Origin of the sequence: Olivibacter sp. EAT-5 (genome assembly GCF_044784325.1) — a bacterium.
Taxonomy (GTDB): domain Bacteria; phylum Bacteroidota; class Bacteroidia; order Sphingobacteriales; family Sphingobacteriaceae; genus Olivibacter; species Olivibacter oleidegradans.
The window spans coordinates 4,687,572-4,703,805 of record NZ_CP173028.1 but is presented as its reverse complement, the minus strand read 5'-3'; the positions used below and the strand labels follow the sequence as shown (position 1 = coordinate 4,703,805).

Here is a 16,234-nt window from a genome sequence, read left to right as displayed (position 1 = left end):
TAATTGATTAGTTGAACAAATGTAACGTTTAAAACGTAAAACCAAAAAAATATTTGAAAATTAAGTAAGTAAACACTCACCTTCGGTAAAACAATTGTTTCACTCCAAGCCATACTTCATCTTTATCAGTCTCGCAATTTCATCTATGTTCTCCATATCCCCGGTAGCTTCTTTTTTCCACAGTGTATCAATCAACAATAAAAGAAATTGCGTTTCAAGTGCGGGATTCTCCATTCCCAACTCGGTAAACGCTTTATTAACAACCGTATCAACAGGTTTCATAAATAATATATGCTGTTGCTTCGAAAATTCATGATGAGAAAGCCTTTCTTGCAATTTCCAGAAAAGTGGCTCTTCACTTACTAATTTTTTGGGAAGGTCAATCATATAACGCAAAAAAGATTTGGGATCATGATAGGTTAACATTCCCTTATTCTGGACTAGTACCCTGCGATAACCCGATTTAATAAGGTGGAATAACAATTTATCTTTATTCTCAAAATGTTTAAATATAAGCGCCTCTGAAACATTGGCTTCTTTGGCAATCAATTTAGTCGATGTGTCTGCATAGCCTTTAACTGAAAACAGCAGAAGTGCAGCTTCCATTATTTTTTCTCTTCTATTGGCTCCCTGTTTCTTCATAGAGCAATTCTAATGCTTGCATGTTCAGATTATTTGCAAAGATATTATTCTTTGCAAATATTTATCCGATCGCATCGATTTCAACAAGTGTTTAAAAAGGGAAGGTGATCTAAGTCATTAAAATATTGAAAAATTAGCGGTAACTTTAACGTAAAGTTGCTTTAGTTAACTTAAAAAATAAAGATTATGAAAATTTTAGTGCCAACTGATTTTTCCATTAATTCCCTTGCCGGTATTCATTTTGCCATACATTTGGCAAATCAAACGGACGCTGAAATTCATTTACAGTTTATATATGTGAATCATTTAGCCAAAGTATTCGCTGTCAAGGAAGATCCTGTTGTTCAAACTTCTCTCACTGAGGATAAGGAACAGTCAGCATATCAGGTAAAACTAGAGGAGTTCGTTTTAGGTATATATAACGAAATGGGAATCCAGCCAAAGCGCTTTTCTGTAGAAGTAATCAGAGGCGTTAGAGCAGACAGTGCCTTGTTAAATTACTGCGCAAAAACTTCGGGTATCGATTATATATGCATGAGCACGAAGGGAGCGGACAAGATAGACCGGCTTTTCGGAACAAATACCGGCAATTTGGTAACGAAATCTGATGTCCCCGTAATTGTTGTACCGCTAGACTATGCAATTCAACCTTTTACCAAGATCGTATATGCATCAGATCTGCAAGATTTTGATGCGGAGATTGAAAGGGTTGTTAATTTTTCTTCCGCACTTAAAACCCCTATTGAAGTACTACATTTTGTTCCGGATCTGGCTCTTATACCGGACAAGTATAATCAACAGGAAGTTGAAAAAAAATACAACTATGGCATTACGTTCCATTTTGAGAAAACGAATCCGGTTCATACGCTGTTAAAAAACCTAAGAGATCAGCTGGTGCGCATGAAACCTTCCATTTTAGTCTTATTTACAAAAAGACACAGGTCCTTCTTTCACAAGTTGTTTCTGTCCGACTTAGCAGAAGATTTAGCCTTTCATGCGGTTGTACCGATGCTTGTTATAAATAAAACGTAGCCTTGTATAGAGCTGGCAAATATTAAGGCAGTGTAATTCAAATAATAACAAAGGATAAGCCTTCTGAATATTTTATTGTCATTTTTTTGCCTATTGCGATAAAAAGATGTTAATTTGGAAACCACTAAGCACCGCTTATTGGTTCCAATAAAATTCAGCTTAAAAAAATGGCATTTAGCTACAAGAGGATTATTGTCAAGATAGGGTCGAATGTGCTAACAAAAGAAAATGGGTTACCGGATTATTCCCGTATTCAGCATCTCGTCGAACAATTAGTCTATTTAAAGAAAAAGGGTATTGAATTGATCGTCGTGTCGTCCGGTGCTGTTGCATCAGGCAGAAGCTTACTTCCCTCGGTAAAAGAAGCTAAACATGCCGTTGCTATAAGACAGGTATTATCTTCCATCGGACAGGTAAAACTTATCAACACCTACTCGCAACTGTTTAACGAACACGAGATGCTATGCGCGCAAGTTTTGGTTACAAAGGAAGATTTTCGTGATCGGGTACATTACTTAAACATGAAAAACTGTTTCCATTCTCTATTACAGAATGATGTAATTCCCATCGTTAATGAAAACGATGTGATTTCGGTAACGGAGCTGATGTTTACGGATAATGATGAATTAGCAGGCCTAATCGCATCTATGTTAAACGCAAATGCGCTGATTATACTATCTAATATAGATGGGATATATAATGGTGACCCCAAACTTCCCGATACGCATATTATAGAAAAGGTTAAACAAAATGAATATAATTTTTCCGCTATTATCAAAGCCGAGAAGTCTACTTTTGGGAGAGGTGGCATGATTACAAAAGCCTCTATTGCGGGTAAAGTTGCAAAACTGGGAATTGCGGTACATATTGCAAACGGCAAACGCGACAATGTGTTAAAAGATCTATTATTTGAAGATTTGGTGCATACACATTTTTTACCGGAAAAACACAAATCCGAACGGAAGAAATGGATTGCACATGCGGAAGGCGCCGCATCGGGTACGGTTCAACTGAACACCGGCGCCAAAGAGGTACTGACTTCCGGTAAAGTTAGCAGCCTTTTGCCTATTGGCATAACTGCTGTATCCGGTGAATTCAAGAAAGGTGATGTTATCAAGATACTCGACGAACACCAGCAAACTATTGGCTGGGGAATTGCTCAATATGGTGCCGACAAAGCGCGTGAACGGATGGGTGTAAAAAATCAAAAACCACTTGTTCATTACGATTACCTGTACTCTGTTTATTAGTTTAATTTTTATCAGTTACCCATTTTAGCGGTAACCTACAAAGGCAAGACAAAATACTATAAACGATGAATTACTTGCAATACTTTCAGCATGCGAAAGACGCACAACAAGAAATGCTGCGTCTATCAAATGAAACGATCGACGTAATACTGACTGATCTTGCGAATGAGATTAGAAATAAGACTTCTTTTTTATTGGAAGAAAACCAGAAGGACCTTAATAGGATGCCGACTGATGATCCGAAATATGACCGATTGCTGTTAAGTGAACACCGAATATCAACAATCGCATCCGATATAGAGCATGTTGCTCATCTTAAAAATCCAATTGGGGGCATCCTTGAAAGTCGCACGCTTCCTAATAAGCTTCATATTGAAAAAGTAAGGGTTCCACTGGGTGTTATAAGCGTCATTTACGAAGCTCGTCCAAATGTAACGCTTGATGTATTCGCTCTCTGCTTTAAAACAGGCAATGTGACGCTATTAAAAGGGGGCAGCGACGCAGCATTTTCTAATACGGCTATTGTTAAAATCATACAAACTGTGCTTGAGAGGCACAATATATCGCCAAAGGTAGTAACTTTATTGCCTGCCGAACGCGAAGCAACAGAGGCTTTACTACAAGCTGTGGGTTATGTAGACGTACTTATTCCTCGTGGTAGCCAGCAGTTAATAAACTATGTGCGTACCGCGAGTAAGATCCCCGTTATTGAGACAGGCGCAGGCATTGTCCACACTTATTTTGATGTATCTGCGGACGTGGAAAAAGGAAAAGCTATTATTCATAATGCCAAAACTCGCCGTGTCAGTGTTTGTAATTCGCTTGACTGCCTGCTTGTACATAAAGAACGATTAGCTGATTTAGCTTTACTAACGGAGCCTTTATCACATAAAGAAGTTGAGCTCTTCGCCGACGAAGAAAGTTACAGACAGCTTGAAAGTCATTACCCTCAACATTTACTTCGTCAAGCGGAAGAAAGCCATTTCGGAACCGAATTCCTTTCGCTTAAACTGGCCATAAAAGTGGTAAAAGACATTGACGATGCACTTACACATATAGCGCAATACAGCTCTAAACATAGCGAAGCCATTATCGCTGAAAACCCTGAAACAATCGCTCGATTTTTACATACCGTGGATGCTGCCGCGGTATATGCAAATGTTTCTACCGCATTTACAGACGGTGCTCAGTTCGGTCTAGGTGCTGAAATAGGTATCAGCACCCAAAAGTTGCACGCGAGAGGCCCCATGGGCTTGGAGGAACTGACCTCTTACAAGTGGATAGTTAGGGGCGATGGGCAAATAAGAGAATAGCTTAAGATTAGCTATCAAAATACTGATTAGTCGTCGTAGCTATTCGCAATGTCGTGCATTTTATCTAAGTTTGTCCTGTTATTTGGTTTTCAATCTAGATTAGATTGAAATGAAAAAGGGAATTTGGTGCAAATCCAAAACTGTCCCGCAGCTGTAAGTTCATTAAACTATGTTTCATTGGCCACTGTACAGGATGTATGGGAAGGCGAAACAATTGAGAACAAGTCAGAATACCTGCCGAATAATAAAAAATCTAGGCTTTCGTGGATTGAAGCATCAGATTAAACTTTACCCTGTATTATACTTATAAACAAGGAGTTATTCTGCCGCTTCTTTTACTACCTTAACGGATCAAGCTATGTTAAAACGAATCGTTATACGTAAAAGAACTCTTTTTTTCGGCCTTTGTACCGCATGCTTAACACAGGCCTGCTCAAAGAGCGATACCGAACCAACTGATACCGGGCCGATCAAATATGTAACAGAACTCTTTGACTACCAACCGGCACCCGGACAATTTATCAGTCAATCATTAGATAATGAAAACGGCGCGCGAAGCATTCTGAGAGGCAATCAAGGAATCGTTTCTTTGGGCGCTTTTGGGGGATACATTGTTCTGGGGTTCGACCACCCGGTGATTAACGTACCTGATAAAGCAGATATCGCCGTTTATGGTAATTCCATGGACAACTTTGCAGAACCGGGAGTTGTCTGGCTCATGAGAGACGAAAACGGTAATGGGATTCCGGATGATACTTGGTATGAAATCCAAGGAAGTGAATTTGGGAAACCTGGATACGTGCGTGATTATATGGTTACTTATTTTAAGCCTGCTACAGATACTTCCGATATTCTGTGGAAAGATAGCTCAGGAAATGAAGGAAAAATAAAAAGGAATAATACACATCGCCAACTCTATTTCCCGAGTTGGATTGATCAGGACTCCTATTCATTGCAGGGCTCTTTACTCCCTAGCACTAATATTGATCAAACAAACCCCGACTTTATTACGAGCGCGCCATTTGTTTATGGCTATGCAGACAATAGGTATAATGGAGATGAGATAGACATCGCCGATGCAATAGACGAAAAAGGGGTAAAGGTAAATCTTCCTTCTATTAATTTTATCAAGATACAAACCGGTATTTTGGCAGATCTTGGAAGGCTAGGGGAGCTATCCACTGAAATAACGGCTGTAGAAGATCTTAATATCCCTTGATAACACTTGAATAATTATTCACTATACCCTTCTTTTTGGCTTGTCCTTTTTACGCTTTTTCTTACGCGAAATGTAAGTGCGCAAACAAACAAAATGGACACCGTTTCCATTTATGGCACAAAAAACAACCTCACCATTCAATCGGCGGTTCCTGTCCAGATTTTAACTTCTAACGAACTGAAAGGATTAAATAGTTTATCGGTAGCAGATGCCACACGCTTCCTTTCCGGAGTCCAGCTAAAGGACTATGGAGGAGTGGGGGGACTAAAAACTATCAATGTCAGAAGCATGGGGTCCAGTCATACACAAGTACTCTTAGATGGTATTGCTGTAGGCAATATGCAAAACGGACAAGTTGACCTCGGAAAATATTCGCTTGAAAACATAGAACAAATTAGCCTTTACAATGGCGACCGCCAAGCTTTACTACAACCGGCCAAAAGTTTTGCCTCGGCTTCTTATATGTATTTACAAAGTAAAACACCTCAATTTAAAGAAGGCAAAGATTATAATCTAACCGCAGGTTTAAAGCATGGCTCTTTTGACCTAATCAATCCTTCTTTATTAGTTGAAAGAAAAATCAACGAAAATTTAAATGCTACTATCAGCACCGAATATACTCAGGCGAGCGGAAAATATAAATTCCGATTGCAAGACCCAAACTATGATACCGTGGCTTACCGAGAAAACGCCGATATCAAAGCTTTTAGAGCAGAATCAATCATCAATGGAAAATGGTTATCCGGTGATTGGCGTAATCATGTATACATCTATTCATCTGATAGGGGACTTCCCGACGCAATTATTGCCAATCGATTAAAACCCACAAGTCCGGAGAAAGGACAGCGTCAAAAAGATCGCAATATTTTTTTTCAAAGTTCCTATCGAAAAGAACTCAACCGGTATTCGTTTTTGGTAAATGCTAAATACGCAAATGATTATACGTATTATTTAAACCCCAATATCATTAAGATCGAAGGACCGCTGGAGAATAATTTCAGGCAACAGGAAATCTTTTTATCGTTCGCTAATCAATATAAAGTGACCCGACAATGGGGCCTGTCATTAAGTGCGGACTGGCAATGGAATAAATTAAACGCGAACTTAGACGATTTTGCCTATCCTACGCGATATACTACGCTCTTAGCATTAGCGTCGCAATATAAAGTAGATCGGGTTACCTTTCAATCGAGTTTGTTGGCAACCTTGGTACAAGATCATGCAAAACATGATGCGGGCGCAGGAGTTAAACGCAGGCTGAGCCCCACTTTTTCTATATCCTGGCAGCCCTTTACTTATCAGGATTTCCGAATAAGGGCGTTTTATAAGAACATTTTCCGAATGCCTACCTTCAATGACCTATATTATACTGATATTGGAAACACTTCATTGAGGCCCGAAAATGCCAACCAATTCAATGTAGGTGCAACTTATGGGAAGTCTTTGGCAAAGGCACTGAAATATTTCAGTATACAGGCAGATGTATACTATAACACGATTAACGACAAAATAATTGCCTCCCCGGCCAATAATCAATTCCGTTGGATAATGTATAACTTAGATCGCGTAGAAACAAAGGGTGTCGATGTCCTGGCAAAAGTGGTTTATCAGCCCTTTAAAAAGGCCAATATTACCATGGGATTGAATTATACGTTCGAAGAGGCATTGGATATGACAGAAAATCAGGAAAATCACCAAGCCTTTAATCGCGGACAGCAGATTCCGTATATCCCGAAGCATAGCGGTTCATTAATAGTACAAATGGACTATCGAAGCTTTCGTTTAAATTATAGCTTTCTTTATACCGGTGAGCGGTACAGTCAGGCAGCTAATCGTACAGACAATTACTTGCAACCTTGGTACACACATGACATTTCAATCGGAAAAGAGGATCTTACCTTTACAGGAAAGGTAAAGCTGAATTTGATGCTGGAAATGAATAACTTTCTCAATCAACCCTACGAGGTTGTTAAAAATTTCCCTATGCCGGGAAGAAATTTCCGTATAAGAATATCATTTAAATATTAAGCATGCGCAATACAGTTACAATATTTTATATTTTCATTGCGATACTCGGTTTTGGGCTTTTGAGTACTTGCAGAAAGGATACAATCCCTTCAGCAGAGGAAACCTTTCGTTTTAGTAGGGGCCTATATTTACTGAACGAGGGTAATATGTCGATGAACAAAGCGTCTCTCGACTTTTATGATTTCACTACCGGAACCTATGAGAGAAATGTATATCAGCGAGCTAATCCATCCGTTGTCTTGGGTTTGGGCGATGTCGGTAATGATATACAACTGTACGGAGGCAAACTATACATAGCTGTAAACGCATCCAATAAAATAGAAGTGCTAGATGCGTTTACTGCCAAACGTATTAAGTCGATTGATCTTATTAACTGCCGCTATATAACAGCCGCACAGGGGAAAGTCTATGTCAGCTCGTATAACGCATCCATATCCTTAAGCCCTAATTCTCCGAACGGAACGGTAGTTGAAATCGATACCATGTCGCTAAACATTTTGAGAGAAGTTTCAGTAGGTCGGCAACCGGAAGGGCTTGCTGTTTCTAACAACAAGCTTTATGTCGCCAATTCAGGCGGATACAATCCGAATACCTATGAGCGAACGTTGTCCGTTATTGATCTGCCAACCTTCAAAGAGCTAAAGAGAATTGATGTTGCCATAAACCTACAACAAGTAAAAGTAGATCAACACGGCAAAATCTACGTAACGTCCAGGGGAGATTATAAAGGCAAGCACTCTAATCTTTTTTTCATCGATCCTTACACGGATCGTATAATAGAACAATTGGATAAACCCGTAAGTAATTTTTGGATTGACGACGAAAAAATATATACCTATGCTACCGAATGGGATAGCGACGCACAAAAGAACACGATTCTTTTTAATTCATTTTTGATTAACGACTTGAATAACGGTTTTCCTTATATAGATACTGACATAGCCGGCCGCATCACCATCCCGTATGGCATCGCCGTTGATGCTAATACTAAAAACGTTTATCTAACGGACGCAAAAAACTATGTTAGTCCAGGAACATTGTATGAGTTCAACGCAACAGGTAGATTATTAAGGTCTTTTGAAACAGGTGATATCCCCGCCCATATGGCTTTTTTGGGGAATTAATCGATCGTATCACTGCGATAGCAAGTACTTTGGGGTGAAAAATCAGAGGTGGATTAATCCTTTGTGTTTAAATATTGTCAAAATTAGCAGAAACACAAAATTATTGCTCGTAAGTAAAAGTTTATTAATAAACATCTATCTTAATTTAATAGCTTTGCTTACATTAAATTTTCTTTGTTATGAACAAGAAGGGTATATTTCAGCTACTTTGCATGACATTCTTGTCATTTGCAGTAGCAAACGCTCAGGAAATAGAATCGGCAGATCAAAACCCAAACTTCAATAGAAGTCTTCAACGCTATGCGAGGCTAAGTGATTCGTTACTTCATTACCAGGGAGCGACCATTCAACAAACTTACAAGGCGTATGATTGGTACCAGGCAAGAGAAGAGCGAAGAGCCTTACGACGAGAAAGAAGGCATTTAGAGCGAATGGCCAATCCCTACTATAATGATTGGTATTATCCTTCCATTGGATTTGGTTATTACGGCTATAACAATTGGGGTTGGTCGCCATATGTGGGTTTAGGATTCAACACCAGAGGCTTTTGGTATTAACACTTTTAACTTAAAAAATAAAAAATTAAAATGAAACTTAAGCACTTTTTATTTTCCGCCGCTATAACGGCTGCTTCTTTCACTATATTTTCCTGTGCACGCCAAGTCACTCGTGTAAGTCCCGAAGAAACCATAGATATCAGCGGAAATTGGAATAATACGGATTCGAGGATGGTAGCTGACGAAATGACAAAAACGATTCTTGGAGCGGATTGGTTAGCTGATCATCTAGAAAAGCATGCCGGGAAAAAACCAGTAGTAATTGTAGGTATGATGCAAAATAAAAGCCATGAGCATATTGATGCTGAAACCTTTGTAAAAGATGTAGAAAGAGCTTTTATACAAACACAACGGGTACGCTTAGTTCAGGGAGGGAAGAAGCGCGAAGAGCTAAGAGCAGAAAAGGCCGATCAGCAGGAAAACGCTTCGCTTTCTACCATGAAGAAGTTTGGATTGGAAAATGGTGCTGACTATATACTTCAAGGCTCGATCAACTCTATAGTCGATTCACATAAAAGGCAAAAAGTTGTTTATTATCAGGTAGATTTGGAATTGACCGATATCCAAACAAATGAAGTTGTCTGGATTGGAGATAAAAAAATTGCTAAATACGTTAAAAACTAGTAGTTGAATCATCGTTGCAGTATGAAGAAATATTCTAAACAAATACCAATATCATTAATGGGTTTATTTTTGATGGTATTTGTTTATGGCTGTGCAAGTTATAACGAGCGAGTCGCATCATACTACAAAAAAATCGCAGAAGGTGATTACCTGGCAGCAGAAAAAGATCTCGAAAGGAACTCTTTATTAAAGAAACCCCGTAACAAATTGCTGTACTTAATGGAACTTGGCCGTGTTAGTCAATTAAATGGCAATTACGAGGCTAGTAACCGTTATTTTAACGAAGCAGACAGGTTGCTGGAAATCGGTTTAGGGAACACCCGAGATGCGATAGTTGGAACACTGGTAAATCCAATGACGCAAAACTATAAGGGCGAAGACTTTGAAAAGTTTATGATTCATTATTACAAGGCACTCAATTATATATACCTGAATAATACTGAGGAAGCCATTGTAGAGGCCAGACGCATTAGTTTACAAACGCAGGCGCAAGCAGATAAATACAACGATAAGGCCAATAGATATTCTCAGGACGCTTTCTCCCTTATGTTACAAGGGCTTATTTATGAACGTGACCGGGATGTTAATAATGCCTTTATCGCTTATCGAAATGCGGTAGAAGTGTATCTTAAACAAAAGGACACGATCTATTACGATACCCCCATCCCAACCGGTTTAAAATATGATGTAATGCGAATGGCCTACCTTAATGGTTTCGAATCGGAGCTTCAACGTTTTGAGAAAATTTTCAATATGCCTTACAAACATTACCAAGCAGGTGCGGGAGGAGAACTCGTCTTATTCTGGGAAAACGGCTTGGCACCCATTAAGCAACAAGAGGATTTAGTGTTTTCTTTGGTTAAAGGAAGTAATGGTGATTTTGTATTTACCAATGCAGCGGGAACGATTCTTATTCCAATTGATCATGATGTGTACCGTAATAACAGTACCAGTTTGAACGATGTACATAGTGTGCGGGTGGCCTTTCCTAAATATGTCTCAAAACCAGCTTATTTTACGGACGCTTCGATTAACGTTGACAGTAACCATTTTTATTTTGAAAAAGCGGAAGATATCAACGCATTAGCTGTAGAAACATTAAAACAACGTTTTGGCAAAGAAATGGGAAAAACACTTACCCGTTTAGCCGTAAAAAAAGGTGCCGAGTACGCATTAAAGGAAAGCGCAAAAGGTTCCGGAAAAAACGGAAAAGACAATGCATTACTGGAAGGATTAGGTTTCGGCGTTCAATTATACAGTCTACTTTCTGAAAAAGCTGACACACGAAATTGGCAATCCCTCCCGAACCAAATACTTTACACCAGGGTTCCACTAAAATTAGGAGAAAACAAAATCGCCCTCCAACTGAAGAGCAAAGACGGCAATTCCCATACCGATACCCTTACTGTAAAGGGCAACGGCAACTTGCAGTTTTTAAGCTATCCAACGCTACGTTAATTAGCTGAATCAAGCTTAACTTACCACTCACTGGTTTCATGAAACACAACATCGGGATACTCACGCATTGTTGAATCAATATCCCACTTGGAGTTTGAAAGGTACACGGGTCTATTTTCCTTATCAAAAGCAATACGATTGGCCTGAGACCGCATGAGCTTTTCCATCTGATTTTGATCATTGGATGTTATCCAACTTGCTTTTGTGAAACTGATTGCCCTAAAATTACATGACGCACCATACTCATGAAGTAAGCGAAATTTAATCACTTCAAACTGAAGCTCACCCACCGTACCAACAAACTTTCTGCTTCCCAGATTTTGCGTAAAAAGCTGCGCCACACCCTCATCCACAAGCTGCGTAATTCCTTTTTCCAATTGCTTCGTTTTCATCGGGTCCATGTTTTCCAGCTCTTTAAAAATTTCCGGAGAAAAGCTTGGAATACCCAAATACTTTAACGTTTCGCCCTCAGTCAATGTATCGCCAATTTTAAAGTTACCGGCATCATATAATCCGATTACGTCACCGGGCCAAGCTTCTTCAACCAAACTCTTGGCATCGGCCATAAAGCTTGTAGGGGACGCAAATTTTAATTTTTTATTGGATCGGATATGTTGATAAAATTTATTACGTTCGAATTTTCCGGAGCATACGCGACAAAAAGCAATACGATCCCGATGGTTTGGGTCTAAATTGGCATGTATTTTAAACACAAAGCCTGTAAATTTTTCTTCGTTGGGCTGCACGGTCCTTTTATCTGTCTCTCGCGCTTGCGGCTCCGGTGCTATTTCTACAAACGTGTCCAATAACTCTTCAATACCGAAGTTATTGATTGCACTTCCGAAAAAGACAGGAGCCAAATAACCTGATCGATAAAGCGTCAAATCAAAAGGTTCATACACGCCTTCTACTAACTCAACCTCATCGCGTAATTTTCTCGCGGCTTTATCCCCCAGTTGTCGCTCAAGTTCAATACTCGACAGATCTTCAACTTCGATAAAGTCGTCAGCGATATTCATTTTATTTTCAGCGCTGAACAATTTTAGCTGTTTTTTGTAAAGATGATAAACACCCGCAAAGGTACTACCAATTCCAATGGGCCAACTAAGTGGGCGGGTAGAAATGTTTAGCTCCTTTTCGATTTCTTCCAATAGGTCGAAAGGGTCCTTGCCTTCACGATCCATTTTATTGATAAAAACCATTACAGGGATATGCCGCATTCTACAAACACTCATTAGCTTCCGTGTTTGTTCTTCAACTCCTTTAACACAATCAATCACCAAAATGACCGAATCAACCGCAGTGAGCGTTCGGTAGGTATCTTCTGCAAAGTCTTTATGACCGGGCGTGTCCAGTATATTTATTTTTCGGTCTTTGTAATTAAACCCCATCACTGAGGTGGCAACCGAGATACCCCGTTGTTTTTCAATTTCCATAAAGTCAGAGGTTGCTGTTTTCTCCGCTTTATTTCTTTTGACCGTGCCAGCTTTCTGTATAGCTCCTCCAAACAACAATAGTTTTTCAGTCAACGTCGTTTTACCAGCATCCGGGTGACTAATGATCCCAAAGATTCTTCGTTTATTTATCTCTATTTGCAAGTTGCTCATCGTTAACAGCGAAATTTAAAGGGGGCAAAGGTAAGGAATATATCGGTAAATATAGCGTTGGATTTTAGCAATACGCAATAGTAATGGATCTCCGAAACTTCCAGTTCAGCACAAAATTACTTTGTATTTACAAAAAGACCGACATTATACGTATAGATTTGAAAAAAAATCGTACTTTTGCCTGGCAAATAGTAACCCCTATACATATTTGCCATGCAATTAGATCCAGAAAAATTTGTAGCTGAAGGTCTCACCTACGACGATGTATTATTAATTCCTGCTTACTCCGAAGTATTGCCCCGTGATGTGGATACAAGTACGCAGCTAACGAAAAAGATCAGACTAAATATTCCTTTGATTTCTGCGGCCATGGATACGGTTACTGAGGCAGAACTAGCAATCGCTCTTGCCCAAGCAGGCGGTATCGGTATATTACATAAGAATATGACCAAGGAGGCACAAGCTCATGAGGTGCGTAAAGTAAAGCGATCGGAAAGCGGAATGATCCAAGATCCGGTAACTTTGAATGAAGCAGCGCTTGTTAAAGATGCTTTTACCATCATGAAAGATAATAAAATAGGAGGGATACCGGTCGTTGATGGCGAGAAAAAATTGGTCGGGATTGTTACAAATCGCGATCTACGTTTCCAAAAAGATATGGAAAGACCCATTAGCGAGTTAATGACCAAAGACAATCTAGTAGTAGCCCCCATAGGTACTAACCTTGTTAAAGCGGAAGAGATACTCCAAAACTATAAAATAGAAAAATTACCGGTGGTGGATGGCGAAGGGAAGCTTGTCGGCCTGATTACCTTCAAGGATATTCAGAAATTTAAACATTATCCAAACGCCGCGAAGGATGAGCATGGCCGCCTACTTGTCGGCGCAGCCGTTGGTGTTGCGGCAGATAATTTGGAACGCGTAGCCGAACTTGTTAAAGCCGGTGTAGATGTGATTACCGTAGACACCGCCCATGGTCACTCCAAAGGAGTGATAGATATGGTAAAAAGTGTCAAAAAATTATATCCCGATCTACAAGTAATAGCAGGCAACATAGCCACGGCTGAAGCAGCGATCGCTTTAGCTGATGCAGGCGCCGATGCCGTCAAAGTTGGCATTGGCCCGGGGTCTATCTGTACCACGCGTATTGTTGCGGGCGTTGGTGTACCTCAACTATATGCAGTTTTTGAATGTGCCAAAGCACTTAGAGGACGGAACATCCCGGTAATAGCAGACGGCGGAATCAAGCAAACGGGCGACATCGTAAAGGCAATTGCTGCAGGAGCAAGCACCATCATGGCCGGATCCTTATTTGCCGGGGTAGAAGAGTCTCCGGGAGAAACCATTATCTATGAAGGCCGAAAATTTAAGTCGTATAGAGGAATGGGATCAGTCGATGCGATGGCAAAAGGCTCAAAGGATAGATATTTTCAAGACGAAACAGATGTGGTCACTAAACTGGTTCCCGAAGGAATTGTCGGTCGGGTTCCTTATAAAGGCACCCTTGCAGAGATTGTTTATCAATATATCGGTGGGTTACGAGCCGGCATGCACTACTGCGGCGCTGCAACCATCGAACAGCTACAAGGTGCAAAATTTGTAAAAATAAGTGCTGCCAGTATGCGCGAAAGTCATCCACATGATATAACGATCACAAAGGAGGCTCCGAATTACAATAGCAGACAATAATAAAAAACGATTTAGCAATAAATAATGACCTGAGGCGTCTACCTGCCTCAGGTTTTTTATTGCCAGCCACTTTATATAACCAAATTGTTAATAAAAAATCCGCAGTGTAGAAACACCCCCTTAGTGTATTTTGTACAAGCTGATTATCAACAAGTTCTGCTAAAACCTTCATTATTAACAATAAATCCAACGCTTTTGTCGTTTCAATAAAGTTCAAATAAATTTTACAAGCATTTTGGTTTTTTTAAAAATTCGACTACATTTAGTAAATTTTAGCTGAAACATTTCTACCATAAAGTAGGGAAGGTGTTAAATAAAATAACCAGTAAAGCTAACAGAGACTGTTTAAAACCAACAATTTAAATGATAAGAATTAAATATTTTATTAACGCAACCAGAATCTTATACTAACCCACCTTATGAACACTATTACTCGTGCAAAATTGTCATTCATGATGTTTCTGGAATTTTTTATCTGGGGAGCATGGTTCGTGACCTTAGGAACATTTCTAAATATTAACTTAAATGCATCTGGACTGGAAAGCGCCAATGTCTTTTCCACACAATCTTTTGGTGCCATCATTGCACCTTTTATTATTGGTTTAATTGCCGACCGCTACTTTAATGCTGAACGGATTCTCGGTGTACTTCATTTAATCGGTGCCTTTTTGATGTACCAAATGTATAGTGCCCCTGATGTCAGTGTATTTTATCCCTACGTACTGGCGTATATGATCGGCTATATGCCTACCTTGGCGTTGGTAAACTCCGTTTCGTTCCGCCAAATGCAAAATCCTGAAAAAGAATTCTCTTCTATTCGTGTTTGGGGTACAATTGGTTGGATCATTGCAGGCCTAGTTATCAGCTATGTATTCCATTGGGACTCGGGTGATAATTTAAAAGCAGGCGCCTTGAAAAACACCTTTTTAATGGCCGGAATAGCGTCTTTAGTTTTGGGGCTATATAGTTTTATCCTTCCTAAAACTCCTCCGGTTGCACGCGAAGCAGGTGAAAAAAGCAGTATCTCGGAGATTTTAGGTTTAGACGCACTAAAACTCCTCAACAAAAAAGACTTTCTGATATTTTTTATTTCGGCTATTCTTATTTGTATTCCCCTGGCCTTCTATTACCAGAATGCGAATCCATTCCTATCAGATATTGGTTTACCAAATCCAACCGGTAAAATGGCTATTGGCCAGATATCGGAAGCATTCTTCCTACTGCTTCTTCCAGTTTTTTTTAGCCGTTTTGGATTTAAAAAAACCATTTTGTTCGGAATGCTGGCGTGGGCGATAAGGTATGCTTTATTTGCATATGGCAACGCTAATGAACTTTCGTTCATGCTTATTATCGGTATTGCACTTCATGGAATATGTTACGACTTTTTCTTTGTTTCCGGTCAAATTTATACCGATGCTCGCGCAGGCGAAAAGTATAAATCATCCGCTCAAGGACTGGTTACATTAGCAACCTATGGAGTGGGAATGCTTATCGGTTTTTGGGTGGCAGGCTTTGTCACAGAACATTATAAAGCAGCAGCGGTGGATAATTTATGGCAACATGTCTGGATCGTACCGGCATCGATAGCCGCTATAATATTTGTATTATTTGCACTTTTCTTTAAAGAAAAGAAAGAGATCCATGCAATCAGTGAATAACTTATTAAAATAAACATGGACTTACCAGGCAAA

13 protein-coding genes and 1 riboswitch are annotated in these 16,234 nt (G+C 39.6%); of the genes, 11 read left to right on the top strand and 2 right to left on the bottom strand.

The genetic code is table 11. The features are described 5' to 3' along the window. Window positions 1–99: 99 nt before the first annotated feature. A complete protein-coding gene (locus tag ACH11B_RS19575) occupies window positions 100–642 on the bottom strand; it encodes a TetR/AcrR family transcriptional regulator (RefSeq protein WP_013666910.1) in 543 nt (180 codons plus the stop codon). Between the two features lie 186 nt (window positions 643–828). Here ACH11B_RS19575 and ACH11B_RS19570 point away from each other — a divergent pair, with 186 nt between their 5' ends. From ACH11B_RS19570 to ACH11B_RS19530, 9 genes are all read left to right on the top strand, one after another. Next, window positions 829–1,674 carry a universal stress protein gene (locus ACH11B_RS19570; RefSeq protein WP_130856006.1) on the top strand — a complete coding sequence of 282 codons (846 nt, stop codon included), beginning with the start codon at window positions 829–831 and terminating at the stop codon, window positions 1,672–1,674. Between the two features lie 167 nt (window positions 1,675–1,841). Then, complete coding sequence (gene proB / locus ACH11B_RS19565; protein WP_130856007.1) at window positions 1,842–2,924, top strand: glutamate 5-kinase; 1,083 nt, start codon at window positions 1,842–1,844, stop codon at window positions 2,922–2,924. A 65-nt stretch (window positions 2,925–2,989) separates the two neighbouring features. Beyond that, complete coding sequence (locus tag ACH11B_RS19560) at window positions 2,990–4,237, top strand: glutamate-5-semialdehyde dehydrogenase (RefSeq protein WP_377608948.1); 1,248 nt, start codon at window positions 2,990–2,992, stop codon at window positions 4,235–4,237. A 66-nt stretch (window positions 4,238–4,303) separates the two neighbouring features. Then, window positions 4,304–4,494: riboswitch (cobalamin riboswitch) on the top strand. 101 nt (window positions 4,495–4,595) lie between these two features. Beyond that, a complete protein-coding gene (locus ACH11B_RS19555; protein ID WP_130856009.1) occupies window positions 4,596–5,456 on the top strand; it encodes a cell surface protein in 861 nt (286 codons plus the stop codon). Between the two features lie 6 nt (window positions 5,457–5,462). Next, window positions 5,463–7,484 carry a TonB-dependent receptor plug domain-containing protein gene (locus tag ACH11B_RS19550; protein WP_377608950.1) on the top strand — a complete coding sequence of 674 codons (2,022 nt, stop codon included), beginning with the start codon at window positions 5,463–5,465 and terminating at the stop codon, window positions 7,482–7,484. Between the two features lie 2 nt (window positions 7,485–7,486). After that, window positions 7,487–8,608, top strand: coding sequence for a YncE family protein (locus ACH11B_RS19545; RefSeq protein WP_130856011.1), 1,122 nt, complete (start codon window positions 7,487–7,489; stop codon window positions 8,606–8,608). 179 nt (window positions 8,609–8,787) lie between these two features. Then, on the top strand, window positions 8,788–9,165 hold the full coding sequence (locus ACH11B_RS19540; protein ID WP_377608952.1) for a hypothetical protein: 378 nt from the start codon (window positions 8,788–8,790) through the stop codon (window positions 9,163–9,165). A 30-nt stretch (window positions 9,166–9,195) separates the two neighbouring features. Beyond that, window positions 9,196–9,789 carry a penicillin-binding protein activator LpoB gene (locus ACH11B_RS19535; RefSeq protein ID WP_013666902.1) on the top strand — a complete coding sequence of 198 codons (594 nt, stop codon included), beginning with the start codon at window positions 9,196–9,198 and terminating at the stop codon, window positions 9,787–9,789. Window positions 9,790–9,810: 21 nt separating this feature from the next. Further along, window positions 9,811–11,247: a COG3014 family protein gene (locus ACH11B_RS19530; RefSeq protein WP_377608954.1), complete on the top strand. Its 1,437-nt coding sequence runs from the start codon at window positions 9,811–9,813 to the stop codon at window positions 11,245–11,247. Between the two features lie 20 nt (window positions 11,248–11,267). On the opposite strand, the gene ACH11B_RS19525 is transcribed toward ACH11B_RS19530, so the two are convergent. After that, window positions 11,268–12,854 carry a peptide chain release factor 3 gene (locus tag ACH11B_RS19525; RefSeq protein ID WP_130856013.1) on the bottom strand — a complete coding sequence of 529 codons (1,587 nt, stop codon included), beginning with the start codon at window positions 12,852–12,854 and terminating at the stop codon, window positions 11,268–11,270. Between the two features lie 213 nt (window positions 12,855–13,067). Here ACH11B_RS19525 and guaB point away from each other — a divergent pair, with 213 nt between their 5' ends. Continuing rightward, window positions 13,068–14,543 (top strand): IMP dehydrogenase, encoded by a 1,476-nt coding sequence (guaB, locus tag ACH11B_RS19520; protein ID WP_013666899.1) that lies wholly within the window; start codon window positions 13,068–13,070, stop codon window positions 14,541–14,543. 419 nt (window positions 14,544–14,962) lie between these two features. Further along, window positions 14,963–16,201 carry a nucleoside permease gene (locus tag ACH11B_RS19515; protein ID WP_013666898.1) on the top strand — a complete coding sequence of 413 codons (1,239 nt, stop codon included), beginning with the start codon at window positions 14,963–14,965 and terminating at the stop codon, window positions 16,199–16,201. Window positions 16,202–16,234: the final 33 nt, after the last annotated feature.

What these genes read in the sequence shown, in the direction of transcription:
- ACH11B_RS19575 (WP_013666910.1), bottom strand. Translation starts at nt 642, where the DNA reads ATGAAGAAACAGGGAGCCAATAGAAGAGAAAAAATAATGGAAGCTGCA.
- ACH11B_RS19570 (WP_130856006.1), top strand. Translation starts at nt 829, where the DNA reads ATGAAAATTTTAGTGCCAACTGATTTTTCCATTAATTCCCTTGCCGGT.
- proB (WP_130856007.1), top strand. Translation starts at nt 1,842, where the DNA reads ATGGCATTTAGCTACAAGAGGATTATTGTCAAGATAGGGTCGAATGTG.
- ACH11B_RS19560 (WP_377608948.1), top strand. Translation starts at nt 2,990, where the DNA reads ATGAATTACTTGCAATACTTTCAGCATGCGAAAGACGCACAACAAGAA.
- ACH11B_RS19555 (WP_130856009.1), top strand. Translation starts at nt 4,596, where the DNA reads ATGTTAAAACGAATCGTTATACGTAAAAGAACTCTTTTTTTCGGCCTT.
- ACH11B_RS19545 (WP_130856011.1), top strand. Translation starts at nt 7,487, where the DNA reads ATGCGCAATACAGTTACAATATTTTATATTTTCATTGCGATACTCGGT.
- ACH11B_RS19540 (WP_377608952.1), top strand. Translation starts at nt 8,788, where the DNA reads ATGAACAAGAAGGGTATATTTCAGCTACTTTGCATGACATTCTTGTCA.
- ACH11B_RS19535 (WP_013666902.1), top strand. Translation starts at nt 9,196, where the DNA reads ATGAAACTTAAGCACTTTTTATTTTCCGCCGCTATAACGGCTGCTTCT.
- ACH11B_RS19530 (WP_377608954.1), top strand. Translation starts at nt 9,811, where the DNA reads ATGAAGAAATATTCTAAACAAATACCAATATCATTAATGGGTTTATTT.
- ACH11B_RS19525 (WP_130856013.1), bottom strand. Translation starts at nt 12,854, where the DNA reads ATGAGCAACTTGCAAATAGAGATAAATAAACGAAGAATCTTTGGGATC.
- guaB (WP_013666899.1), top strand. Translation starts at nt 13,068, where the DNA reads ATGCAATTAGATCCAGAAAAATTTGTAGCTGAAGGTCTCACCTACGAC.
- ACH11B_RS19515 (WP_013666898.1), top strand. Translation starts at nt 14,963, where the DNA reads ATGAACACTATTACTCGTGCAAAATTGTCATTCATGATGTTTCTGGAA.